Annotated in this window: 22 protein-coding genes and 1 pseudogene; 11 read left to right on the plus strand and 12 right to left on the minus strand. The window is 67.6% G+C overall.

Annotated elements, in window-relative coordinates; genetic code table 11:
- Positions 1–46: 46 nt before the first annotated feature.
- The 3 genes from BM133_RS05650 to BM133_RS05660 are packed head-to-tail and all read right to left on the minus strand — an operon-like array spanning position 47 to position 3,893.
- On the minus strand, positions 47–1,924 hold the full coding sequence (locus BM133_RS05650) for a dipeptide ABC transporter ATP-binding protein (protein WP_093432224.1): 1,878 nt from the start codon (positions 1,922–1,924) through the stop codon (positions 47–49).
- 29 nt (positions 1,925–1,953) lie between these two features.
- Positions 1,954–2,910 (minus strand): isoaspartyl peptidase/L-asparaginase family protein, encoded by a 957-nt coding sequence (locus BM133_RS05655; RefSeq protein WP_013541055.1) that lies wholly within the window; start codon positions 2,908–2,910, stop codon positions 1,954–1,956.
- Complete coding sequence (locus tag BM133_RS05660) at positions 2,907–3,893, minus strand: MurR/RpiR family transcriptional regulator (protein WP_093432226.1); 987 nt, start codon at positions 3,891–3,893, stop codon at positions 2,907–2,909. Before BM133_RS05660 ends, BM133_RS05655 begins: the two co-directional genes overlap by 4 nt.
- Before the next feature lie 307 nt (positions 3,894–4,200).
- Here BM133_RS05660 and BM133_RS05665 point away from each other — a divergent pair.
- Together BM133_RS05665 and BM133_RS05670 are read left to right on the plus strand one after the other, a co-directional pair.
- Positions 4,201–4,742 (plus strand): annotated as a pseudogene (locus BM133_RS05665) (demethoxyubiquinone hydroxylase family protein).
- A gap of 125 nt (positions 4,743–4,867) precedes the next feature.
- Positions 4,868–5,191 carry a hypothetical protein gene (locus BM133_RS05670; RefSeq protein ID WP_256219061.1) on the plus strand — a complete coding sequence of 108 codons (324 nt, stop codon included), beginning with the start codon at positions 4,868–4,870 and terminating at the stop codon, positions 5,189–5,191.
- Positions 5,192–5,200: 9 nt separating this feature from the next.
- Here BM133_RS05670 and BM133_RS05675 read toward each other — a convergent pair whose 3' ends face one another.
- Both BM133_RS05675 and BM133_RS05680 read right to left on the minus strand, forming a co-directional pair.
- Positions 5,201–5,941 (minus strand): extensin-like domain-containing protein, encoded by a 741-nt coding sequence (locus tag BM133_RS05675; protein ID WP_093432227.1) that lies wholly within the window; start codon positions 5,939–5,941, stop codon positions 5,201–5,203.
- A gap of 42 nt (positions 5,942–5,983) precedes the next feature.
- Positions 5,984–6,436 (minus strand): GNAT family N-acetyltransferase, encoded by a 453-nt coding sequence (locus tag BM133_RS05680; protein ID WP_093432229.1) that lies wholly within the window; start codon positions 6,434–6,436, stop codon positions 5,984–5,986.
- Between the two features lie 123 nt (positions 6,437–6,559).
- Between BM133_RS05680 and BM133_RS05685 the strand changes: the two genes are divergently transcribed.
- The gene (locus BM133_RS05685; RefSeq protein WP_093432231.1) at positions 6,560–7,588 is read left to right on the plus strand and encodes an aldo/keto reductase; all 1,029 of its coding nucleotides are present in this window, start codon (positions 6,560–6,562) and stop codon (positions 7,586–7,588) included.
- On the opposite strand, the gene BM133_RS05690 is transcribed toward BM133_RS05685, so the two are convergent.
- The gene (locus BM133_RS05690) at positions 7,585–8,478 is read right to left on the minus strand and encodes a LysR substrate-binding domain-containing protein (RefSeq protein WP_093432232.1); all 894 of its coding nucleotides are present in this window, start codon (positions 8,476–8,478) and stop codon (positions 7,585–7,587) included. The genes BM133_RS05685 and BM133_RS05690 overlap by 4 nt on opposite strands.
- A 165-nt stretch (positions 8,479–8,643) precedes the next feature.
- Between BM133_RS05690 and BM133_RS05695 the strand changes: the two genes are divergently transcribed.
- From BM133_RS05695 to BM133_RS05715, 5 genes are read left to right on the plus strand one after another with little or no spacing between them, the layout of a single operon-like run.
- A complete protein-coding gene (locus BM133_RS05695; protein WP_093432234.1) occupies positions 8,644–9,789 on the plus strand; it encodes a branched-chain amino acid ABC transporter substrate-binding protein in 1,146 nt (381 codons plus the stop codon).
- 20 nt (positions 9,790–9,809) lie between these two features.
- Positions 9,810–10,718, plus strand: a complete 909-nt coding sequence (locus tag BM133_RS05700) for a delta(1)-pyrroline-2-carboxylate reductase family protein (protein ID WP_093432236.1) — start codon at positions 9,810–9,812, stop codon at positions 10,716–10,718.
- Positions 10,719–10,731: 13 nt separating this feature from the next.
- Positions 10,732–11,904, plus strand: a complete 1,173-nt coding sequence (locus tag BM133_RS05705) for an NAD(P)/FAD-dependent oxidoreductase (protein WP_093432238.1) — start codon at positions 10,732–10,734, stop codon at positions 11,902–11,904.
- A 47-nt stretch (positions 11,905–11,951) separates the two neighbouring features.
- Entirely contained in the window at positions 11,952–12,977 is a 1,026-nt protein-coding gene (locus BM133_RS05710; protein WP_093432239.1) for a class I fructose-bisphosphate aldolase, read from the plus strand.
- A gap of 45 nt (positions 12,978–13,022) precedes the next feature.
- Positions 13,023–14,318 carry an acetyl-CoA hydrolase/transferase family protein gene (locus BM133_RS05715; RefSeq protein WP_093432241.1) on the plus strand — a complete coding sequence of 432 codons (1,296 nt, stop codon included), beginning with the start codon at positions 13,023–13,025 and terminating at the stop codon, positions 14,316–14,318.
- Here BM133_RS05715 and msrA read toward each other — a convergent pair whose 3' ends face one another.
- The 4 genes from msrA to BM133_RS05735 form a co-directional block, all read right to left on the minus strand.
- A complete protein-coding gene (msrA, locus tag BM133_RS05720; RefSeq protein ID WP_093432243.1) occupies positions 14,319–15,020 on the minus strand; it encodes a peptide-methionine (S)-S-oxide reductase MsrA in 702 nt (233 codons plus the stop codon).
- A gap of 101 nt (positions 15,021–15,121) precedes the next feature.
- Complete coding sequence (locus tag BM133_RS05725) at positions 15,122–15,418, minus strand: pentapeptide MXKDX repeat protein (protein WP_093432245.1); 297 nt, start codon at positions 15,416–15,418, stop codon at positions 15,122–15,124.
- Between the two features lie 81 nt (positions 15,419–15,499).
- Positions 15,500–16,291: a molybdopterin-binding protein gene (locus tag BM133_RS05730; RefSeq protein ID WP_093432247.1), complete on the minus strand. Its 792-nt coding sequence runs from the start codon at positions 16,289–16,291 to the stop codon at positions 15,500–15,502.
- Position 16,292: 1 nt separating this feature from the next.
- Positions 16,293–16,925 carry a cytochrome b/b6 domain-containing protein gene (locus tag BM133_RS05735; protein ID WP_093432249.1) on the minus strand — a complete coding sequence of 211 codons (633 nt, stop codon included), beginning with the start codon at positions 16,923–16,925 and terminating at the stop codon, positions 16,293–16,295.
- 96 nt (positions 16,926–17,021) lie between these two features.
- Between BM133_RS05735 and BM133_RS05740 the strand changes: the two genes are divergently transcribed.
- Entirely contained in the window at positions 17,022–17,750 is a 729-nt protein-coding gene (locus tag BM133_RS05740) for a response regulator transcription factor (protein ID WP_093432250.1), read from the plus strand.
- A gap of 73 nt (positions 17,751–17,823) precedes the next feature.
- A complete protein-coding gene (locus BM133_RS05745) occupies positions 17,824–19,332 on the plus strand; it encodes a sensor histidine kinase (RefSeq protein ID WP_093432252.1) in 1,509 nt (502 codons plus the stop codon).
- 30 nt (positions 19,333–19,362) lie between these two features.
- Here the strand turns inward: BM133_RS05745 and BM133_RS05750 are convergent, their stop codons facing one another.
- The gene (locus BM133_RS05750; RefSeq protein WP_093432254.1) at positions 19,363–19,851 is read right to left on the minus strand and encodes a YcxB family protein; all 489 of its coding nucleotides are present in this window, start codon (positions 19,849–19,851) and stop codon (positions 19,363–19,365) included.
- A gap of 91 nt (positions 19,852–19,942) precedes the next feature.
- Between BM133_RS05750 and BM133_RS05755 the strand changes: the two genes are divergently transcribed.
- Complete coding sequence (locus BM133_RS05755) at positions 19,943–20,887, plus strand: crotonase/enoyl-CoA hydratase family protein (protein WP_093432256.1); 945 nt, start codon at positions 19,943–19,945, stop codon at positions 20,885–20,887.
- 15 nt (positions 20,888–20,902) lie between these two features.
- Here the strand turns inward: BM133_RS05755 and BM133_RS05760 are convergent, their stop codons facing one another.
- Entirely contained in the window at positions 20,903–22,417 is a 1,515-nt protein-coding gene (locus BM133_RS05760; protein ID WP_093432257.1) for an alpha/beta hydrolase family protein, read from the minus strand.
- Between the last annotated feature and the right edge of the window lie 139 nt (positions 22,418–22,556).

A 22,556-nucleotide genomic window follows, 5' to 3' on the forward strand; every position in this document is an offset into this window, starting at 1 on the left:
GTTCGAGGAAAAAAGCAGGAGGGCCTGCGGGATGAAAAATCGGAAATCAGAACGCGCCGCCAATGGCGTGGCGTGCAACGAAATGGCCCGGCGCGACCTGCACCAGCGGCGGCACGTCGGGCTCGTCGCCCACCGCGCGGATCGGGCTCGGGATCTCGCCTTCGAGCAGCGCGCGCGGCTTGTGGCGGCGCGACGGGTCGGCCACCGGCACGGCCGCCATCAGCTTGCGGGTGTAGGCGTGCTGCGGGGCTTCGAACACCGCGCGGCGCGGGCCGATCTCCACGATCTGGCCCAGATACATCACCGCCACGCGATGGCTGATGCGCTCCACCACCGCCATGTCGTGCGAGATGAACAGGAACGACACGCCCAGCTCGCGCTGCAGGTCGAGCATGAGGTTGACGATCTGCGCCTGGATGGACACGTCGAGCGCGGACACCGATTCGTCGGCCACCACGACCTTGGGGTTCAAGGCGAGCGCGCGCGCAATCGCGATGCGCTGCCGTTGCCCGCCCGAGAACTCGTGCGGATAGCGCTGCGCGACTTCAGGCGGCAGCCCGACCTTCTGCAGCAGCCAGTCGACGCGCTTCTGCGCCTCGGCGCCCTTGGCGATGTTGTGGATCAGCAGCGGCTCCATGATCGAGAAGCCCACCGTCACGCGCGGATCGAGCGAGGCGAACGGGTCCTGGAAGATGAACTGGATGTTCCGGCGCAGCGCCTGCAGTTCGCGCGTGGGCAGCTCGCGGATGTTCTTGCCGCCGAACTCGATGGCACCGCTCTGGCTTTCGACCAGGCGCAGCAGCGAGCGGCCCGTGGTCGACTTGCCGCAACCCGATTCGCCGACCAGCGCCAGTGTTTCGCCGGGATAGAGATCGAAGCTGATCTTCTCGACCGCATGCACGCGGCGCTTCACGCGGCCGAAGATGCCGCTGCGCACGTCGAAGCGCGTGACCAGATCGCGCACGCGCAGGATCGGCCCGGCCTCTTCGCGCACGGTGGTCTGCGGCGTGGTGTTGGTGCACGGCACGGTATCGGGGCTGCCCTCGGTGCGCAGCAGCTCGAACTTGGCCGGGAGGTCCGTGCCCTGCATCGCGCCCAGCTTCGGCACGGCCGACAGCAGCGCCTTCGTGTAAGGGTGCTGCGGCGCTGCGAACACGGCGTCGGAAGTGCCCGCTTCCACCTTGTCGCCGCGATACATCACGAGCACGCGGTCGGCAATTTCGGCCACCACGCCCATGTCGTGCGTGATGAAGAGCACGCCCATGCGCATCTCCTTCTGCAGCTCGCGGATGAGCTGGAGGATCTGCGCCTGGATCGTCACGTCGAGCGCCGTGGTGGGCTCGTCGGCAATCAGCAACTGCGGCTTGCACGACAGCGCCATCGCGATCATCACGCGCTGGCGCATGCCGCCCGAGAGCTGGTGCGGAAAGCGGTCGAGCACGTTGCGCGCTTCGGGAATGCGCACGAGTTCGAGCATGCGCAGCGCCTCGGCGCGCGCGGCCGCGTTGTCCTTGTGCTGGTGGATGCGGATGGCCTCGGCGATCTGTTCGCCGGCGGTGAACACCGGGTTCAGCGACGTCATCGGCTCCTGGAAGATCATCGCGATGTCCGCACCGCGGATGCCGCGCATCGTGCCGTCGCGCGCCTGCGCGAGGTCGAGCACCTCGCCGTTGCGGCGGCGAAACGCCATGCTGCCGCCCAGGATGCGCCCGCCGCCGTGCTCCACCAGCCGCATCAGCGCGAGCGAGGTGACCGATTTGCCCGAGCCCGATTCACCGACCACCGCGAGCGTTTCGCCATGGTCGACGTGGAAGGACAGGTGCTTGACGGCATCGACGGTGCGCTCGGACGTCGAGAAGCGCACGGTGAGGTCGTCGACGGCGAGAACGCGGCCGTCCGGCAGGTTGAGGGCAGGGGAGGACATGGCGATGCGAAAGAAAAAGGGCGTAGGGGTCAGGCGAAGATGGCCGTGATGGGTGCTTCGTCGCCGCGCGCGTGGCCGCGGTACATGCCTTCGGTGTTGAAGGCGAGGCTCAGGTTGCCGTGGCGGTCGACGGCGATCAGCCCGCCGGTGCCGCCGATGGCGGGCAGCGACTGGTGCACCACGGCGTGCGTGGCCGCTTCGAGCGTCGCGCCGCCGTAGGCCATGCGCGCGCAGATGTCGTGGGCGGCTGCGACGCGGATGAACATTTCGCCGCTGCCGGTGCAGGAGATGGCAGCCGTGCGGTCGTCGGCATAGGTGCCCGAACCGATAAGCGGCGAATCGCCGATGCGGCCGACGCGCTTGTTGGTCATGCCGCCGGTCGAGGTGGCGGCGGCGAGATGGCCGTGCATGTCGAGCGCGACCGCGCCGACGGTGCCGAACTTCTTGTCTTCGTCCAGCGGCGGCGTCATTGCGGCGCCTTCGTGGTCGGTGACCACGCGGCCGGTGTCGCGCACGCGGTAGAGCTGCTGGCGGCGCGCTTCGGTGGAGAAGAAAAAGGGCTCGACCATTTCGAGCCCGCGATCGCGCGCAAAGGCCTCGGCGCCCGCACCGGCCAGCAGCACGTGCGCGCCGTCTTCGAGCACGGCACGCGCGGCGCGCACGGGGCGGCGAACGTGGCAGACCCCGGCAATGGCGCCGGCGGCGAGCGTGGCGCCGTCCATCACGGCGGCATCGAGCTCGTGGGTTTCTTCGTGCGTGAAGACCGCGCCGTGGCCCGCGTTGAAGAGCGGGCACTCTTCGAGCAGTTCGACCGCCAGGCAGGTGGCGTCGAGCGCGGACGCGCCCTTGAGCAGCGCCGCCTGCGCGGCACGCACGATGTTCTGCAATGCGTCGTGATAGGCCTGCGCCTGCGCGGTGCTGGTCGTGGCGGCGCTGATGGTGCCGGCACCGCCGTGGATGGCGATGACGGGCGTGGTGTTCTTCATCGGGGAGCTTCCTTTTTCTTCTTGCCGGCGCCGTTCAGGGCGGCGGCATTGGATGTACCGGCGGCACCGGCAGTCCGGGCGGCCATGCCGTCGATGCGCGGCAGCCCGTTCGCACCGTGCAGCCAGGGCCGCAGCACCTGCAGCGTGCGGCGGGCGGACTGCACCGGGTCGGGCGCCCGCAGCGCCACGGCGCTGGTGAGCGCCTCGACCAGCGCGAGCACGCTGGTCTCGCAGTTCGGGCGGTAGTTGGTTTCGGTCTGGCAGTAGAGCGCGATGTCGGCGAGCGGCGCCATCGGCGAGGTCGGCCGGTCGGTGAGCGCGATCACGCCGCAGCCTTGTTCGCGCGCGATCTGCGCGAGCAGCACGGTGTCGGTGAGGTAGCGCGGAAAGGTGAGGCCGATGAACACGTCCTTCGGGCCCGCGTGCATCAGCGAGCGGGCCGCATGCGTGACGCCGCTCACGCCGGGCAGCAGGCGCACGTCGCTGCAGCTGCTGTCCAGCCCGTGCTGCAACAGGCCCGCGAGCCAGCCGCTCGCGCCGAAGCCCGCGATGTAGACCGAGCGCGCCTTGCCGATGCGCTGCACCGCGGCCTCGCAGGCGGCGTAGTCGAGCGACTGGCGCGTGGCCTCGATGTTGCGGCGGCTCTCGTCCAGGGCGGTCGCGAACACCTCGGCCACCGTGGTCGGGTGCTCCAGGTTGCCGCGCAGGCGCTCCACCGGCGCCACGAGCGACTCGAAGCCGCGCACGAGCTCGGCGCGGAAGGTGGCGTAGCCGTCGAATTCCAGCGCGCGCGCGAAGCGGTTGGCCGTCGCGACCGAGACGCCCGCCGCGGCCGCGAGCTCATCGATCGGCAGCGTGGCGACCTGCAGCGGATGCTCCAGCACGTAGTCGGCGACCTGCCGGTGCGAACGCGTCAGCCGCGGCAGCGCCTGCGCAATGCGCTGGGCCACGGTGGTGCCTGGGGTGTCGACGGGGGTGCTCATGGATGGTGCGGAGGAACCTGAAAGTGTGCGTTTTGTGAAAACCAGTTTTCAAATATAAGTCAATTCTGAAAATTTTCTGTCATTTTTGAACGAGGTTGCAAGGAGCGGGCCAGCGGCGAAGGGGTTGAAAAAGAAGCGGCGGTCGATGGCTCGCCTGTGAAGACGCGGGTTCGCCGTTGCTTCAGTGCTTCGTCTAGGTGTTTTCCCGGAATCGCTGTTGTCCGAGGCTTGTCGATGCCCGGCGAATGCGCGGCCCGAGACTGGCTCGCGCGGCGGGCCATGAGAATCAGAGAAAAAGAGGAGAGCGATGACAACAGAGCAGACACCCGATCGCGGCTCGGCACTCGGTGGGCGAATCCTGAAAGTCGATCACGCGGGCGAGCAAGGCGCGGTGAACATCTACAGGGCACAGATCCTGATGGCGCGATGGACCGCGCCCTCGCTGGTGCCTGAGCTGCGAGAGTTCAAGTCGCACGAAGAACGGCACCGCGCGTTGTTCTGGGCCGAACTGCAACGCCGTGGCGTTCGCCGCTGCCGCAGCTACTGGCTGTGCGGCATCGGCGGCTGGATGCTGGGCTTGCTGACGGGCTGATGGGGCGGCATGCGATTTCGGCAACCACCGTTGCTGTCGAGCGAGTGGTGCTCAGGCATCTGAAGACTCAACTGCGCGAACTGGCCGGGAAGGATGAAGCGGCCGTACACGTCATCTCGCAGATCGTCGAGGAAGAGCAACTCCACCATGACCAGTCGGCATCGCACGTGCGCGAGAGCCATGTCTGGTCGCGCATATTGAGTCCTGTGGTCGCGCTGTCGACGGAGACTGTCATATGGCTGGGGATGCGTCTTTGACGAAAACGCGAAATCTGCAACACGCGCCAAGAAAGGCCAGAGATACACTGCCCGCGCACGTCAAGAAATGGCGTGCATGGGATTGGCGTCCCTAAGCACCCCTGCGTTTTTTATGGAAGCCAATCATGGTCAGGACCTCTTGTTCCCGCACGGCATCGTCTGCCGCATTTCTCGATACCGATCCCAACGCGCTGGCGCTGCAAGTCTGCGAGGACACCGACAGTCTTCGCGAAGTGCATCGCGCCTACGCGTGCATCGAGAAGCTCATCGTTCCGCTCGAACTGGGCGACGCCGACGAACTGAATCCGACGCGCAATGAACTCAGTGCATTGGTGCGCGTGGTCAACGAAGAACTGAGTCGCCGCATCGAGTCGGTCGACAAGGCCGTGCAGGCGATGCGAGCGGCCATGGTGCCGAGCGTGTTCGCGCCGAGCCCCTCCGGCGCATAGGGCGCAGCGCTAGCGGCACATCGAATAGCCGCCCGTCTCCAGATGAAAGTGGTCCCGGTGCACCGCGTTGTAGTCGGGACCCAGCACCCCATCGAAGAACCGGCAGGCCCCGCGATGCGCGTCGCGCAGCAGCAGGTCTGCCGGATCGCCTTTGCCGGACCAATCCTTCCGCACCGTGATGCGCTGGCCACCGGCGAGCGTCAGGCTCGCGATGTCGAATGCATCGGCCGTCGCGTGCCGGCTGCGGGAGGCGCCCGGCACTGCGCCTTCGCCGCGGTTCACGTTGCGGCACGCATAGCTGCCCAGATGCGCGATGGCCACGACCGGCTCGCCGAAGTGCTGCTTCGCGGCCGGCTGCAGCGCGTGCGTCTCCCACATGAAGAAGGACAGCGCCATCGGGCAACTCAATGAAGGCGCCGTGCCCAGGCGCACACCGGCCGAGCGCAGCAGCACCGCGTTCTCGAAGCCGCAGCCTTCGCCGGTCATTCGGTCGGGCATCAGGTCGTATTGCATGCCCGTTTGCGCGAGCGCTGCGAGGCAGCGCGTCGGCTCGCGGCGGGCGCGGGCGAGCTTGAAGCCGGTGAGCCAATTGGGCTCGGCCATCACGTCGAGCGGTGCCCATGGATTGAAGCGCTCCGGCACTTCGACGGTGCCGCTGATCACGGCCCATGCGCCCGCGGCGAGCGCTGCGCAAAACGCGAGGCTGACCCAAAGGCCGCGGCGCGATGACGCAGCAGAAGTCGGGGTCATCGCGCTGCGCTCAGACGCGGCCTAGTCGCGGCATCGCCGGCTTCAGCCCGCGTCCTTCTGCATGAAGACACTCAGCGGATCTTCCGGGTACCGCCCGAAGCGTTCGCGCCGCGCGTACCCCGAGCGCGCATAGAACGACAGCGCCTCGGGCTGGCTCACGCCCGTCTCCAGCCTGAACATCGCGCAGCCCCGCGACATCGCCTCGCCTTCGAGAAAGGCCAGCACCTTGGCCGCAACGCCTTGTCCGCGATGCTCCGGCCGCACATACATCCGCTTGAGTTCGCCGTACCCGGTTTCCATGACGATGGCCCCGCAGCCGACCGCCGTGCCGGCCTCGTCGCGCGCAACGGCGAAAAGCACATTCGCGGCAGACAGCGCCGCGATGTCGATGCCGTAGTGGCTCTCGGGCGGGTAGAGCGGCTTCTGGTACGCGTCGAGGTCGTCGATGAGCTGGACGACGTCGGGCTGGCCGGGGTTTTCGATGGCGATCTGCATCCGGCCGATATTACCCAGCGCCCCCGCAAAGCCCGACTCGCGAAGGGGTTCAACGCCCCGGCCAACAATGCCGCAACGGCGCGCCGGTCGGCCCGCCGCTTCATTGTTCGAAGGAGTAGCACTTTGGAATACCGTCATCTGGGCAAATCAGGCCTCAAGGTCCCCGTGTTGAGTTTTGGCACCGGCACCTTCGGCGGCAAGGGCGAGTTCTTCAGCGCCTGGGGCAGCACCGACGTGGCCGAGGCGCGCAAGCTCATCGACATCTGCATCGACGCGGGCGTCAACATGTTCGACAGCGCCGACATCTACTCCGACGGCGCCGCCGAATCGGTGCTCGGCGAGGCCATCAAGGGCCGGCCGCGCGACAAGCTCATCATCTCGACCAAGGCCACGTTCCGCAGCGGTCCGGGGGCGAACGAAGTGGGGTCGTCGCGCCACCATCTCGTGCAGGCGGTCGACAGCGCGCTCAAGCGCCTGGGCACCGACTACATCGATCTCTTCCAGCTCCATGGCTTCGATGCGAGCACGCCCGTCGAGGAAACCGTGTCCACGCTCGACGACCTGGTGCGCGCGGGCAAGCTGCGCTATGTGGGCGCGTCGAACTTCTCGGGCTGGCACCTGATGAAGTCGCTGGCCGTGTCGGAGCGCTACGGCTACGCGCGCTATGTGGCGCACCAGGCGTACTACTCGCTCGTCGGGCGCGAGTACGAGTGGGAGCTGATGCCGCTCGCGCAGGACCAGGGCGTGGGCGCCGTGGTCTGGAGCCCGCTGGGATGGGGCCGGCTCACGGGCAAGATCCGCCGCGGCCAGCCGCTGCCCGCCAACAGCCGCCTGCACGTGACGGCCGACATGGGCCCGCCGGTGGCCGACGAGCTGCTGTACCGCGTGGTCGATGCGCTGGAGAAGGTCGCCGGAGAAATCGACAAGACCGTGCCGCAGGTCGCGCTCAACTGGCTCTTGCAGCGGCCGACGGTGTCCAGCGTGGTCGTCGGTGCGCGCGACGAAACGCAACTGCGGCAGAACCTCGGCGCGGTGGGCTGGAATCTCACACCGGCGCAGATCGCCGAACTCGATGCGGCCAGCGCGGTGACGCGGACCTATCCCTACTGGCACCAGCAGGGTTTTCTGGAGCGCAACCCGAACCCGGTCTAAGCAGGTGTCAAACCAAGCACCCACTGCTTGAAGTGCTCCAGCGCCCCGGAGGCCGGACGGCCTTCGGGGTACGCGAAGTAGTAGCCCTGCGGCACGTCGAGGTGGCGATCCACGGGAATCACCAATTCGCCGGTGCGCAGTTCGTGCTCGATGAGGATGCGCGGCGCGAGGCCGACGCCCATCCCGGCCGCCGTCGCCGCAACCACCATCGTGAAGAGCTCGTAGCGCGGTCCGCGCGAGGCATGCACCGTGTAGTCCCAGCCCTGCTGCGCATACCAGTCGCGCCATGCATGCGCGCGCGTGCTCAGGTGCACGTGGCGGCAACGCTCGAAGCCCGCTTCGTCCCACGGGCCGTTGGCGTCGCGAAAGGCGGGGCTGCAGATCGGCACCATCTCGCCCTCTGAAAAGATCAGTCCGCCGCGCGTGTTGGGCCAGAACTGGTCGCCGAAATAGATGGCCGCGTCGTAGGCGTTTTCCTGGAACGAGAAGGGCTGCGAACGCGCCGAGAGATTCACTGTGATGTTCGGATGCAGCCGGCTGAAATCGGGCAGCCGCGGAATCAGCCACTGCGTCGCGAAGGTGGGCACCACGGCCAGCTCCAGCACGAAACCCATGTCGTGGCCCGCACTGATCTCCAGCGTGTCGCGGCGAATCTGGTCGAGGTGCCGGCGGATGCGCGCGGCGTACTCGCGCCCCACGTCGGTGAGCGTCAGGCGCCTGCGCACGCGCGAGAAGAGCGGCACGCCCAGCCGCTGCTCCAGCATCGCCACCTGCCGCCCGACCGCGCTCTGCGTGAGCGCCAATTCGGCCGCGGCGCGGGTGAAGCTCCCCAGTCGCGCCGAGGCCTCGAAGGCCTGCAGCGCGCCCAGGTTGGGAATGTCTTTTCTCATCGAATGCCTGTTGTCTCTGTGTCTTCCTGCCGCAAGCACCTGTCGTGCCCGGTGTCTCGGTCCTTCCGGCGCTGCACAACGTTGTGAGTATTTAGCGTTTGTTTCGCATGCCGCCGCGACCCTATTCTGCGTCTCGACCCCTGCAACGATATGAGGAGACTTCCGATGATTGTCTTGCGCACCCGTCGCACTGCCGTAGGTATTGCACTGGCTTCCGTTCTCGGCCTGCCCACCGCCGCGCTCGCGCAGGCCGAGCAGATCGTCACCATCGGCCACGCCGGCCCGCTCACCGGCGGCGCGGCCCACTGGGGCAAGGACAACGACAACGGCGCACGGCTCGCGCTCGAAGACCTAAACAAGCAGGGCCTGGTCATCGGCGGCAAGAAGATCAAGTTCGTGCTGCAGTCCGAAGACGACCAGGCCGATCCGAAACAGGCCATGGTGGTGGCCAACAAGCTGGCCGACATGGGCGTGAAGGGCATGCTGGGCCACTTCAACTCGGGCGCCGCCATTCCGGCCTCGGCCGTCTACAGCCGCGCGGGCCTGCCCGACGTGTCGACCGCCACCAACCCGACCTTCACCAAGCAGGGCTACAACAACGTCTTTCGCATCCTGGCGAGCGACGACGACGTGGGCATGGCCATCGCCGATTTCACGGTGAAGGACCTCAAGGCGAAAAAGATCGCGGTGATCGACGACCGCACCGCCTACGGCCAGGGCGCGGCCGAGGTGTTCACGCGGGGCGTGAAGGGCCTGGGCGGCACCATCGTCGCGCAGGAGTTCGGGAGCGACAAGGCCACCGACTTCATGGCCATCCTCACCAGCATCAAGGCCAAGCAGCCCGACGTGGTGTTCTACGGCGGCATGGACGCGCAGGGCGGCCTCATCGCGCGGCAGATGAAGCAGCTGGGCATCACGGCCAAGCTGCTGGGCACCGACGGCCTCTGCACCAACGAGGTCGCCAAGATCAGCGGCGGCGCGGTCGACGACCTGCTGTACTGCACGCGCGGCGGCAAGGAGATCGAGAAGACCAGCAAGGGCGCCGAGTTCGAGCAGCGCTACAAGGCCCGCTTCGGCGTCGAGGTGCTGACCTATGCGCCGTACCTCTACGACGCCATGATGGCGCTGGCCGCCGGCATGCGCGCGGCCAACTCGGTCGAGCCCGAGGCCTACCTGCCGGCGATGCGCAAGGTGAAGTTCGATGGCGTCACCGGCGCCATCAGCTTCGACGCCAAGGGCAACCTGCAGAAGCCCGACTTCACCGTCTTCACCTACAAGGACGGCAAGCGCGTCCGCGTGGCCGGCTCCTGAACTCCGAACGCGCGGCACGCATGCGGACGCTGAACGCGGCGGAGACGGCAGCCGCGCTGCCTTATGGCGCGCTGGTCGAGGCGCTGCTGCAGATGTTCGAGCGGGAGCGCCGGGGCGAGGCGCATGCGGCCACGCGCACCTCGGTGCCGCTCGCGGGCGGCGGCGTGCTGCTGCTGATGCCCGCGGCGGATGCGCGCTTCGCAGCGCTCAAGACCGTGACCGTGCATGCCGGCAACGCCGGGCTCGGGTTGCCGGTGGTGCAGGGCGAGGTCACGCTGATGGATGCCGTCAACGGCACCCGGCTGCTCGCGATGGATGGCAACGTGCTGACCGCGCGACGTACCGCGGCGCTGTCGCTGGCCGGGGCTGCAAGGGCAGGACGCCCTGTCGGTGGCCGCATGCTGCTGATCGGTGCGGGCGTGCAAGCGCGTTCGCATGCCGAGGCCTTTGCGGAAGTCGCAGGCGTGCGCCATCTGTGGATTCATGCGCGCACGCAGGCCCATGCCGAACAGCTGGCGCAGCACATGCGAACGCTCGGCGTGGACGCCAGCGCGATCGACGACCCGGCGCAGGTTTCCGAAGAAGCCGACGTGATCGTCGCGACGACCAACTCTTCGACGCCCGTGATCCCGCCGAAGGTGCGGCTGGACGCCACCGTCATCGCCGTCGGCGCCTACCGCGCCGACATGGCCGAGGTGCCGCCCGAACTCGTGCGCCGCTGCGCCGTGTTTGTGGATACGCTGGAGGGTGCGCGCAACGAGGCGGGCGACCTGATCCAGGCGGGCATCGACTGGTCCACCGTGCAGGCCTTCGCGAACGCGAAGGCGGGGTTGGCAACGCCAGACCGGCCGGTGCTGATCAAGACCGTGGGCCATGCGCTGTGGGACCTGGCAGCCGCGCAACTGGCGTACACGCAACAGCAACGATGAACGGAAAGCATTCATGCGTCGAGTGGTGATCATCGGCGGCGGGGCCATCGGCTCGGCCATCGCGTACTTCCTGACCCGGGACCCGGAGGCGGAGCCCTTCGAGGTCACGGTGGTCGAGCGCGACTTCTCGTACAAGCAGGCGTCGTCGGCGCTGTCGGCCAGTTCGATCCGGCAGCAGTTCTCCACCGCCATCAACATCGAGATGTCGCTCTACGGCATCGATTTCTTCCGGCACCTGGGCGAGACCTTGCGCGTCGGCGACGACGTGCCGGACATCGGTCTCGTGGAGCCCGGCTACCTGTACCTGGCCTCGGCGGCGGGCGTCGATGTGCTGCGCGAGAACCATGCGATGCAGAAGGCGCACGCGGTGGACGTGGCGCTGATGACGCCCGATGAACTGAAGGCGCGCTTTCCGTGGATATCGACCGAGGGCGTCGAACTCGCATCGCTGGGCCTTTCGGGCGAGGGCTGGTACGACGGCTACAGCCTGCTCCAGGCCTTCCGCAAGAAGGCCGCATCGCAGGGCGCGCGCTACGTGCAGGCGCATGCCGCGGGACTGCGGCGCAAGGGCAGCACCGTGACCGGCGTGCAGCTGGACAACGGCGACACGCTCGATGCCGACATCGCCGTCAACGCCGGCGGCGCCTGGGCCGCGAAGGTGGCCGGGTGGGCCGGCATCGATCTGCCGGTGCGCGGCCGGCGCCGCAGCGTGTTCAGCTTCTCGTGCCCCGAGACCTTGCCCGGCTGCCCGCTGGTCATCGACACCTCGGGCATCTGGCTGCGCCCCGAGGGCCGCCAGTTCATCTGCGGCTTCGCGCCGCCCGAAGACCAGGACCACGACGACGCGCCGCTCGACGTCGAGTACGGCGCCTTCGACGAACTCATCTGGCCCGCGCTCGCCGAGCGAATCCCCGCCTTCGAAGCCATCCGAATGACTGGCGCCTGGGCCGGCTACTACGAGATGAACGTGTTCGACCACAACGCGATCCTCGGCCTGCACCCGGACTGCGAGAACCTGTTCTTCGCCAACGGCTTCTCGGGCCACGGGCTGCAGCAATGTCCCGCGGCGGGACGCGGCATCGCGGAGCTGATCCGCTTCGGCGAATACCGCAGCCTGGATCTCTCGCCGGTCTCGTTTGCGCGCATCCTGGACAACAAGCCCTTGCTCGAGAAGAACGTGATCTAGCTGCGGGCGGGGCGCGGGCGTACCATGCCCGCCAGAAAGGTGCCCCAATGACTGCACAGACATTGATCGATACCGCACAGGCGCTGGTCGCCGGCGACAAGGGCCTGCTCGCCATGGACGAGAGCAACGCCACCTGCAACAAGCGCTTCGCCGCGCTGAACATCCCGCAAACCGAGAGCGCGCGGCGCGACTGGCGCGAGCTGATCGTCACCGCGCCCGGCCTCGCCGACAGCATCAGCGGCGCGATCCTGTTCGACGAGACCATCCGGCAGACGACCAACGCCGGAAAGCCATTCGCCAAGGCGCTGGCCGACGCGGGCATCATCCCCGGCATCAAGGTCGACATGGGCGCGAAGGCGTTGCCCGGCCATCCCGGCGAGACGGTCACCGAAGGCCTCGACGGCCTGCGCGAGCGACTGGCCGAATACGTCGGCATGGGCGCCCGTTTCGCGAAGTGGCGCGGGGTGATCGCCATTGGCGACGGCTTGCCGAGTCGGGCCTGCATCGAGGTCAACGCCCACGCGCTCGCACGCTATGCGGCGCTGTGCCAGGAGGCCGGCGTGGTGCCCATCGTCGAGCCCGAGGTGCTGATGGACGGCGGCCATTCCCTGGCACGGTGCGCAGAGGTGACCGAAGAGGTCTTGCGCGAAGTGTTCGTTCAACTGAACGCGCAGGGCGTGCTGCTCGAAGGCATGCTGCTCAAGCCGAACATGGTGCTGCCGGGGCAGGGCAGCAAGACGCAGGACAGCGTTGAAGCGGTGGCCGATGCGACGGTGGCCTGTCTCTTGCGCACCGTGCCTGCCGCCGTGCCGGGCGTGGCGTTTCTCTCGGGCGGGCAATCGGCGCAGTTGGCCTCCGCGCGGCTCCATGCGATGAACGTGAAGTTCAAGTCGCGCATGCCGTGGGCGCTGACCTTCTCGTTCTCGCGCGCCGTTCAGCAGCCGGCACTCGATCTCTGGAAAGGCCAGGCCGCCAACGTCGCGCAGGCGCAAAAGGCGCTCGTGGTCCGCACGGGCTGCAACAAGGCCGCGCGCAGCGGCCGCTACGACGCACGGGCCGACGCGCCGCAGTAACCCAAAAGCCAAGAAGCCAGAAAGCCAGAAAGCCAGAAAGAGCGAATGACCGTCCAGGACCTCTACGCGCAGAAGCGCGTCTCCGCCGCCGATGCCGTGCGCCTCGTGCGCAACGGCGATCTCATCATCGTGCCGACCGGCGTCGGCGAACCGCCATCGTTGCTCACGGCCCTGTCGGAACAGCGCCGCGATTTCCGCGACGTCAAGGTCGCGCAGATCCTCGCGATGCGCAAGTACGCCTACATCGATCCCGAGACCGTGGAGCATGTGCGCCACGTCGCGCTGTTCTTCGGCGGCGCCACGCGCGCGGGCGGGCAGGAGGGCTGGATCGATTTCATCCCCAACTACTTCTCTGAGATTCCCGCGCAGATCGAACGTGGGCAGATCCCCGCCGAGGTGGTCTTCAGCATGGCCTCGCCGATGGACGCGCACGGCTACTTCGCCGTGAGCCTGGGCGCCGACTACACGATGGCCGCCATTGCCAAGGCGCGCGCCGTGGTGCTCGAAGTGAACCCGAACGTGCCCTTCGCGCACGGCAACTGCCACGTGCACATCTCGCAGGTGGCGGCGTTCGTCGAAAGCGATGCGCCGGTCATGGAAGTGGGCCTTCCGAAAATCGGCCCCGTGCAGGAGGCCATCGGCAAGCACGTGGCCGACCTGATCGACGACGGCTCCACGCTGCAGATCGGCTACGGCGGCATTCCCGATGCGGTGGTGATGCAGCTCACGCACAAGCACGACCTGGGCATTCACACCGAGATGATCGGCGACGGCATCCTCACGCTGGTGGAAAGCGGCGCGGTCACCAACCGGCGCAAGAACTACCTGCCGGGCAAATCCGTCGCCACCTTCGCGCTGGGCTCGGCCAAGCTCTACCGCTTCATGGACCGCAATCCGTCGCTGGAGATGCATCCGGTGAACTTCACCAACGACCCCGCGCTGGCCGGGCTCAACGACAACCTCATCGCGATCAACGCGACCATGCAGATCGACCTGCTGGGCCAGTGCGGCTCCGAGAGCCTGGGGCATGCGCCGTACTCGGGCACGGGCGGGCAGTCGGACTTCGTGCGGGCGGCCAACCGTTCGCGCGGCGGCAAGGCCTTCATCGTGCTGCCTTCGACGGCCAAGGGCGACACCATCTCGCGCATCGTGCCCTCGCTCTCGCCCGGCACGCACGTGAGCACGAGCAAGAACGACATCGACTATGTGGTCACCGAGTACGGCGTGGCGCAGCTGCGCGGCAAGTCAGCGAAGCAGCGCGCGCTGGAACTGATCGCGATCGCCCACCCGGATTTCCGGGCGGAGCTCACCGGGCAGGCGAAGCGCGCGAAGCTGCTCTGATCAACCGGCCTTCGCCGTGCGCACCAGCGACGGCGTGGCCTTGTAGCTCTCGGGGAACAGCTTCTTCAGGTCGTCGATCTTGGGCATGTCGTTGATCGCGATGTAAGGCTGGCTCGGGTTGAGCGTGAGGTAGTCCTGGTGGTAGTCCTCGGCCGCATAGAAGGGCTTGGCCGTCTCGATGGTGGTGGCGAGCGGCTTGCCGAAGGTCTTGGCCTGGTTCAGCTGCGCGATGTAGTCCTTGGCGATGCGGGCCTGCTCGGCGTTTTCCGCGAACACGGTGGAGCGGTATTGCGTGCCGGTGTCGGGGCCCTGGCGATTCAGCTCGGTCGGGTCGTGCGCCACCGAGAAGTAGATCTGCAGCAGCTTGCCGTAGCTCACCTGCTGCGGGTCGTAGGTGATGCGCACCGATTCGGCATGGCCGGTGCGGCCCGAACCCACCTGGTCGTAGCGCGCGGTCTTGGCGTCGCCGCCGGCATAGCCCGACACCGCGTTGCTCACGCCCTTGACGCGCTGGAACACACCCTGCACGCCCCAGAAGCAGCCGCCGGCGAACACGGCGGTTTCGGTTTTCGCGGTGGCCGGGGCGGCCAGGTCGGCGGTGGGGGCCGGCACGCGCCGGGCCGGTTCGGCGAAAGAGGGCACGCCATACCAGACCAGGGCTGCGGCAGCCAATGCGCCGGCGGTGAGTGCGAGGGATTTCATGGGGTGTCCTTGAAAGCAGGTTTTGCGCGTGGAGGCAGGAAGAAGCAAGCCGATGGCGGCGACATTGCCGCCGAATCCACCGGCCGTCAATGGCGCGCCGCTTACTTCTTCATCTCGTCCTTGCCCATCGAGTCTTTCTTCATGGCGTCCTTGGACATGGAGTCCTTGGCCATCGAATCCTTCTTCATCCCGTCTTTCGACATGGAATCCTTGGCCATGGAGTCTTTCTTCATCCCGTCCTTGGACATGGAGTCCTTGGCCATCGAGTCTTTCTTCATCGCGTCTTTCGACATCGAATCCTTGGCCATGCCGTCCTTGGCCATTTCGTCCGCGGCGAACGCCGAGGCGCCGGCAAAAGCCATGCAGGTTGCGAGCAGGGTTGCGGTGAGCTTGTTCATTGGAAGTCCTTGAGTTGAGGTTGAGGTTTTTTGCTTTCGCTTTCGCGCTTTCATCGGTAGTCGAGTCGTCGCAAAAGACGCTCAGCTCCCTCCGAACCAGTTGTAGCCCTGGTCTTCCCAGTAGCCACCGGAATAGGTGTTGGTGACGAACATCGCCTTGATGTGCTTGGGGTTCTTGTAGCCAAGCTTGGTGGGCATGCGCAGCTTCATCGGGAAGCCGTACTTCGGCGGCAGCGGCTGGCCGTCGTAGGTGAGCGTGAGCAGCGTCTGCGGGTGCAGCGCGGTAGGCATGTCGATGCTGGTGTAGTAGTCGTCGGCGCACTTGAAGCCGACGTACTTGGCGGTGGTGTCCGCGCCGATGTGGCGCAGGAAATCGGCAAAGCGCACGCCGCCCCACTTGCCGATGGCGCTCCAGCCTTCGACGCAGATGTGCCGCGTCACCTGGTCGTGCTGCGGCATGGCGCGCAGCTCGGGCAAGGTCCAGCTGCGCTTGTCGGCGACCATGCCGGTCACTTCGAGCTTGTAGGTGGCTTCGTCGACCTCGCGGATCTCGTCCTCGCCGTAGTAGGCGTTGAACGGAAAGGGCCGCGTGATCATCGACTCGGGGAAGGTCTCGGCCAGTTGCGTCGGGCTGAAGATCAGGCCCTGCACCTTGTCGTTGAAGCGCGAGATCTTCGAGAGCGCGGCTTCGACATGGCTGTCGTCGCTGATGCTGCAGCCCGTGAGCAGCGAGAGGCCGCCCAGCGTGAGCGAGCGCTGCAGGAAGGCGCGGCGCGCGGGCTGGTCGAGGTTCCTGGCGATCAGCGTGCGGGCCTCGCGCACCACGGCATCGCCGTCGACGCCGGTCATCTTGGGGGCTTTGAAGATTCTCATGTCAGGCTTTGGGCGCACGGCCGCGGATCATGGTGAGAAGGGTGCGGGGCACGAGCGCCACCATCACCAGGTGCAGGGCCACGAAGGCGACCAGCGAGGCCATGCCGAGGAAGTGGATGCGGCGCGCGAACTCGTAGCCGCCCAGGAGGTCGCGCAGCACGGCGAACTGCACCGACTTCCACAGCACCAGGCCCGAGAGCACGATCACCACGATGTCGAGCATCACGAACAGGTAGGCCAGGCGCTGCACGCTGTTGTAGCGGCGCGGGTCGGCGTGCGAGAGCTTGCCCTTGAGCGCTGCGAGCGCGTCGTGCCAGATGCCGGCCGGCGTGACCGGGAAGAACTTGGCGGCCAGCCGACCGCTGGCGATATTGGTAGCCAGGTAAACGAAGCCGTTGAACACCAGCAGCCACATCGCCGCGAAGTGCCACTGCAGCGCGCCACCGAGCCAGCCGCCCAGCGTGATTCCGTTCGGAAAGCTGAAGGGGAAGAACGGCGCCGCGTTGTAGATGCGCCAGCCGCTGGTCACCAGCACGAGCACGGCCAGGGCGTTGAGCCAGTGCGTGATGCGCATCCACAGCGGGTGGATGGGCCGGGCATCGGGGGCAATGCTTGCGAGGGCTGTGCTGTTCATGGGATGGATTCTTGGGCGCACCCCATGGCCGATTCATCACGCAAAGTTCAATTAATCGTGATAACTGGGGAACCCGTATCGCGGGACAATCGGCGCATGGACACCCCCAAACGCGTGCTGATCGTCGAGGACGACGCCCACATCGCCGAACTGCTGCGCATGCACCTGCGCGACGAGGGCTATGCGATCGAACACGCCGCCGACGGCCATGCGGGCCTGCGCGAACTGGAGCGCGGCAACTGGGACGCGCTGGTGCTCGACCTGATGCTGCCCGGCGTCGACGGCCTGGAGATCTGCCGCCGCGCGCGGGCCATGGCGCGCTACACGCCGATCATCATCATCAGCGCCCGGTCGAGCGAAGTGCACCGCATCCTCGGGCTGGAACTGGGCGCCGACGACTACCTGGCCAAGCCTTTCTCGGTGCTGGAGCTGGTGGCGCGCGTGAAGGCGCTGATGCGCCGCACCGACGCGCTGGCGCGCAATGCGCGCATGGAGTCGGGCAGCCTCACGCTGGGCAACCTGGACATCGAGCCGCTGGCGCGCGAGGTGCGCGTGGATGGCAAGCTCATCGAGCTCACGCCGCGCGAGTTCGACCTGCTGTATTTCTTTGCGCGCAACCCCGGCAAGGTGTTCTCGCGGCTCGATCTGCTCAACCAGGTGTGGGGCTACCAGCACGATGGGTACGAGCACACGGTCAACACGCACATCAACCGGCTGCGCACCAAGGTCGAGGCCGATCCGGCCGAGCCGCGGCGCATCCTGACGGTCTGGGGCCGGGGCTACAAGCTCTCGCCCACCGGTGCAGGTGACGAGGGGGGCGCATGAGCGCCGCGCCGGGCCGCCCCAAGCAAGCTCGCTCCCGCCTGGCGGGAAGGCGCGAAGCGCCAAGGGTGCGCCGATGATCACCTGGGCCACGCTCTCGCGCCGTCTCTCGATGGTGTTCGCGGTGCTGCTGCTGGCCTGCTGCGGCGCCTCGGCCTGGCTGCAGATGCGATCGAGCGGGCTGCACGAGCAGGAGGTGGTGCAGCGCCTCTCGGGCGGGCTCGCCGCGCACATCGCCGAGAACTCCGAGCTGATGCAACCCGGTGGCCTCAACCAGGCCGCGGTGAAGGACCTCTTCGACAAGCTGATGGCCGTCAACCCCAGCGTGGAGGTCTACCTGCTGGGCCTGGACGGCCGCATCGAAGCGCAGGCCGCGCCGCCCGGGCACATGAAGCGCGAGCGCGTCGCGCTGGCGCCGATCCGCAAGCTCCTGTCGGGCGCGCCGCTGCCCATCCTGGGCGACGACCCGCGCAGCGCCGACGCGGCCAAGGTGTTCAGCGCCGCGCCGCTGAAGATGGGCGGGCGCGATGCGGGCTACGTGTACGTGGTGCTGCAGGGCGAGGACTACGACGCGCTCGCGGCCAACGTCGCGACCGACAACGTGCTGCGCACCACGCTCTGGTCGATGGCGCTGGTCGCGCTGCTCGGGCTGATCGCGGGGCTGGCGGCGTTCCGGCTCATCACGCGGCCGCTGCGCGAGCTGACGAAGGCGGTCAAGCGCTTCGAGACCGAGGGCATGGCCTCGCTCGAAAGTGAAACGCCCACGCTGGAAAGGCTTTCGCACGGCAGCGACGAAATCGCCTTGCTGGGCCAGGCCTTCACGCAGATGACGCGCCGCATCGCCGAGCAATGGCGCGAGCTCACGCTGCAGGACCAGCAGCGCCGCGAACTCTTCGCCAACATCTCGCACGACCTGCGCACGCCGCTCACGTCGCTGCACGGTTATCTCGAAACCCTGTTGCTCAAGGCCGGCACGCTCAGCGACGAAGAGCGCCGGCGCTACCTGGAGATCGCGCTCGGCCAGAGCCGCAAGGTGGGCCGGCTCGCGCAGGAGCTGTTCGAGCTGGCGCGGCTCGAGTACGGCGTGGTGAAGCCCGAGAAGGAGAACTTCGCGCTCGCCGACCTGGTGCAGGACGTGTTCCAGAAATTCGAACTGGCGGCCGAGGCGCGCCACCAGCAGCTCAGGCCCGACATCGCGCCGGGCCTGCCGGTGGTGTCGGCCGACCTGGGGATGATCGAGCGCGTGCTGACCAACCTGCTGGACAACGCCATCCGCCACACGCCGGCCGGCGGAGAAATCGAGGTGCAGCTGCGGCCCGCCAATACCGGTGTGGCCGGTGTGGCCGGCGTGGCGGTGCAGGTGAGCGACACGGGTCCGGGCATTCCGGGCGAGCTGCAGAAGGGGCTTTTCGTGCGGCCGGTGTTCATGAGCGGTGCGCGCAGCGACGGCTCGGGCAGCGGCGGGCTGGGGCTGGTGATCGTGCAGCGCATCCTGCAGCTGCACGGCAGCGACATCCGGCTGGTGCCGCAGGCGGGCAAGGGCGCGGTGTTCCGCTTTCAGCTGGGTGGTGCCCAAGGCGCCTGATCGGGCTGTGCGCAGGGCGCCTGAAGCGCGTCAGGCCTCCGGGCCGACGTGGCAGTTCAACCGCTCGACGAGCGCGGCCACATCGAAGCCTTGCGAGGCCACCGACTTGGGCAGCACGTGAAAAAGGCGCGGCATCAGGTAGAGCAGCACGAAGCGGTCGTCCTGGCGCCACTTGAGCAGGTTCGTCCAGATGATCCGGCTCTCGCCGTGCGGGGCCCAGAGGCGCAGGACGTCGTCCTGCAGCTCGACCGAGAACTCGTCCTGGATCGCCTTGTACTTGCGGTAATGGCGGCGTGCGCTCATCGGCAGGGCTACGTAGCGCAGGGCCAGCAGCACCCCCGTGCCGCCGACGAGACCGCCCAGCGCGCCCGACTGGATCTGTCGCGAACCGAAGATCGCCGTCAGCAGCAGCCCGACGGCGATCGCGATCACCATCCATCGCGCCAGGCGCGGTAGCCGGCCGTAGAGCCGCATCGCATCGACGTAGTCATCTTCCGAAAGCCTGAATGTCGCGGTCATCGCGTGGTCCCCCCCGTGGTTTGCCTGTGCCGGTCGGCCTGGGGGCGATGCTACAAGAGCATGGCGACCCAACCCAAGGAGACACAAGACCATGCCCGCCTTCAAGACCGTCCTGATCGACAAGGACCCGCAGCATCCGCGCATCGCGCGCCTGGTGCTCAACCGTCCCGAGAAGCTCAACGCCATCGGCGACACCACGCCCTCGGAAATCCGCCGGGCGGTCGAGTGGGCCGAGGCCGACGACGAGGTGCACGTGATCGTGGTCGAGGGCGCGGGCCGCGCGTTCTGCGCCGGCTACGACCTGGGCGACTACGCCGAAGGCCACGGCCGCGAAGGCCAGGGCGACCACCCCTGCCGGCAGGAGAAAACGCCCTGGGACCCGATGCTCGACTACGCCGCCATGAAGCGCAACACCGACGACTTCATGGCCCTGTGGCGCTGCCGCAAGCCCACCATCGCCAAGGTGCACGGCTACGCGGTGGCCGGCGGCAGCGACATCGCGCTGTGCTGCGACCTGCTCACCATGGCCGACGACGCGCGCATCGGCTACATGCCCACGCGCGTGTGGGGCTGCCCCACGACGGCGATGTGGACCTACCGGCTCGGCGCGATGCGCGCCAAGCAACTCATGTTCACCGGCGACACCATCGATGGCACGCAGGCGGCCGAATGGGGCCTCGCGAATTTCTCGGTGCCGCCCGACCGGCTGGACGACGCCACGCTGAAGCTCGCGCAGCGCATCGCGGGCGTGCCGCGTTCGCATCTGATGATGCACAAGCTGGTCGTGAACCAGGTGTGGCATTCGATGGGGCTGGAGCAGACGCAGATGTTCGCGACCGTGTTCGACGGGATCACGCGGCACAACCCGGAGGGGATGTGGTTTCGCAGGCAGGCGGAGGCCGAAGGGTTCAAGAGCGCTGTCGCATGGCGCGACAGCGGCCGGGACATTCCGGAGGGCGACGAGGCGAGGGCGCTCGTCGCTGAACTGGAGGCAAAGCTGGCGGCGGCGCGGGCGGCGGTGCCGCCCGCGCGCTGACCGCTCGCTCGTCGCTCAGGGCGGGCAGGGGCGTGCCAGTGCGGCGCCCGGACGCGTCAGCTTGCTCGTGCCGCTTTCATCCAGCGTGCTCAGCGGCCGCGTGAACGTGCATCCGTAGGTGGGCGCCGCCACCGTCGCGGCCGTGACCACGTCGTCGCCCGCCGGCTTCACGCCGTCGCGCTCCCACTTGATCATCGCGTCGAAGGCCTCGACCTGCTCGGCGATGGTGAAGTCGCAATGCGAGATGCCGCGTACCGCGCGCTGCACCAGCCAGCCGCCGTTGCCCTTGGCGGCCACCCGCTTGTTGTAGATCTGTTCCATGCTGAAGGGCACGTACAGGTCGCCCAGCGTGTGCAGCGTGACCACCGGGATCTTGAACTCGCCGTTGGTCTTGGGAATCCAGCGCAGCCCGTCGGTGCGCAGGCGGTTGGCATCGGCGGCCGCAGTGAGCTTGATCACCGAACCGTTCAACGCCGTCGAGCCCGGCACGTCGCCGTCGATGGTGTAGGTGAAGCGGTTGGTGTCCAGCGTGTTCTTGTTCAGGATGCCGTTGACCGTGCCGTCGCTGCCGAACACCCCCCACACCGCCGCGAATGAACCGCCCGCCGCCAGGCCGAGGTCGAACATCGGGCGCTCGCCGCCGGTCAGGTTCTTCACCACCGAGGCGAACTTCAGGCCCGTGGCCGTGGGCGCGGTAGGGAAGGTGGTGAACAGCGTGGCCGTGACCTGCGCGGAGATGTCCGCCCAGTTCGGCGTCGGGTATTTCGGAAGGCCCGCCAGCGCCTGCGCCGTGACCTGCGCGCCGGCAAAGTAGTCGAACAGCTCCGTGTCGCCGACCACGCCGCACATGGGCACCGCGCCGTTGTACTTCACCTTGTGATTGGCGGTGGCAAAGGCCTCGTCCTCGATGGCCGCCGCGGTGATGTGGCCGCCCATCGAGTGGCCGGTGATGTAGGTCTTCGTCGGCGCAGCGAGCTCGCGGCCGTTGGCCTTGGCGATCTTGTTGAACTCCAGCGCCAGCGCGTTGGTGTCTTCCACCCCGGCCCGCACGTCGTAGAAGTTCTTGCTGTAGCTCGAGGCGGCCCAGGCGTAGCCGTTCTGGATCAGGTAGCGGCGGATCGACGGGTCGGTGACCGACAGCGCGTTGACTTCACCCGCGTAGCCGTGCGCGTACATCACGAGCTTGCCGTTCCAGTTGGCCGGCACTTCGACGTGGTACTGCGCGCCGCCGAGCACGCCGGCCCAGCGGCTGGTGGTGGCGTTGTCGACGGTGTCGCCGGCATCGAGCTTCAGCGCCGCGAAGGTGGTGGCAGTGGGGTCGGCGGGCGCGAAGGAATTGCGGCTGTCCTGCACGCGCGTCTCTTCGGGCGGAGCCGGCGGCGGCGGGGGAGGGGGCGGCGCAGGTGGCGCAGGCGCCGGAGCCGGCGGCAGCGGCGTGAAGGCAAAACCGTTTCCACCGCCACCACCGCCGCAGGATGCGACGGCGAGGCTGGCGGCCAGGGCAAGGAGTGTCAGGCGCGCGGAATGCATGGGATGTCTCTCTCCGTTCTTATGGGTTTTGGAAGATGCCCGGCGCAGCGCTGCCCGAACGACCATTGAGAACGATCGTGCTATTTCACTGGACCGGCGGCGCAGCGTAGGGGCGTTGCCGGGCGCGTCGGCCCGGGCT

This window comes from Variovorax sp. 770b2 (assembly GCF_900115685.1).
In the GTDB taxonomy this organism is placed as follows: Bacteria; Pseudomonadota; Gammaproteobacteria; order Burkholderiales; family Burkholderiaceae_C; genus Variovorax.

Coding starts and splice junctions, on each gene's coding strand:
- BM133_RS05650 (WP_093432224.1), bottom strand. CDS start 1,924: ATGTCCTCCCCTGCCCTCAACCTGCCGGACGGCCGCGTTCTCGCCGTC.
- BM133_RS05655 (WP_013541055.1), bottom strand. CDS start 2,910: ATGAAGAACACCACGCCCGTCATCGCCATCCACGGCGGTGCCGGCACC.
- BM133_RS05660 (WP_093432226.1), bottom strand. CDS start 3,893: ATGAGCACCCCCGTCGACACCCCAGGCACCACCGTGGCCCAGCGCATT.
- BM133_RS05670 (WP_256219061.1), top strand. CDS start 4,868: ATGGTCAGGACCTCTTGTTCCCGCACGGCATCGTCTGCCGCATTTCTC.
- BM133_RS05675 (WP_093432227.1), bottom strand. CDS start 5,941: ATGACCCCGACTTCTGCTGCGTCATCGCGCCGCGGCCTTTGGGTCAGC.
- BM133_RS05680 (WP_093432229.1), bottom strand. CDS start 6,436: ATGCAGATCGCCATCGAAAACCCCGGCCAGCCCGACGTCGTCCAGCTC.
- BM133_RS05690 (WP_093432232.1), bottom strand. CDS start 8,478: ATGAGAAAAGACATTCCCAACCTGGGCGCGCTGCAGGCCTTCGAGGCC.
- BM133_RS05695 (WP_093432234.1), top strand. CDS start 8,644: ATGATTGTCTTGCGCACCCGTCGCACTGCCGTAGGTATTGCACTGGCT.
- BM133_RS05700 (WP_093432236.1), top strand. CDS start 9,810: ATGCGGACGCTGAACGCGGCGGAGACGGCAGCCGCGCTGCCTTATGGC.
- BM133_RS05705 (WP_093432238.1), top strand. CDS start 10,732: ATGCGTCGAGTGGTGATCATCGGCGGCGGGGCCATCGGCTCGGCCATC.
- BM133_RS05710 (WP_093432239.1), top strand. CDS start 11,952: ATGACTGCACAGACATTGATCGATACCGCACAGGCGCTGGTCGCCGGC.
- BM133_RS05715 (WP_093432241.1), top strand. CDS start 13,023: ATGACCGTCCAGGACCTCTACGCGCAGAAGCGCGTCTCCGCCGCCGAT.
- msrA (WP_093432243.1), bottom strand. CDS start 15,020: ATGAAATCCCTCGCACTCACCGCCGGCGCATTGGCTGCCGCAGCCCTG.
- BM133_RS05725 (WP_093432245.1), bottom strand. CDS start 15,418: ATGAACAAGCTCACCGCAACCCTGCTCGCAACCTGCATGGCTTTTGCC.
- BM133_RS05730 (WP_093432247.1), bottom strand. CDS start 16,291: ATGAGAATCTTCAAAGCCCCCAAGATGACCGGCGTCGACGGCGATGCC.
- BM133_RS05735 (WP_093432249.1), bottom strand. CDS start 16,925: ATGAACAGCACAGCCCTCGCAAGCATTGCCCCCGATGCCCGGCCCATC.
- BM133_RS05740 (WP_093432250.1), top strand. CDS start 17,022: ATGGACACCCCCAAACGCGTGCTGATCGTCGAGGACGACGCCCACATC.
- BM133_RS05745 (WP_093432252.1), top strand. CDS start 17,824: ATGATCACCTGGGCCACGCTCTCGCGCCGTCTCTCGATGGTGTTCGCG.
- BM133_RS05750 (WP_093432254.1), bottom strand. CDS start 19,851: ATGACCGCGACATTCAGGCTTTCGGAAGATGACTACGTCGATGCGATG.
- BM133_RS05755 (WP_093432256.1), top strand. CDS start 19,943: ATGCCCGCCTTCAAGACCGTCCTGATCGACAAGGACCCGCAGCATCCG.
- BM133_RS05760 (WP_093432257.1), bottom strand. CDS start 22,417: ATGCATTCCGCGCGCCTGACACTCCTTGCCCTGGCCGCCAGCCTCGCC.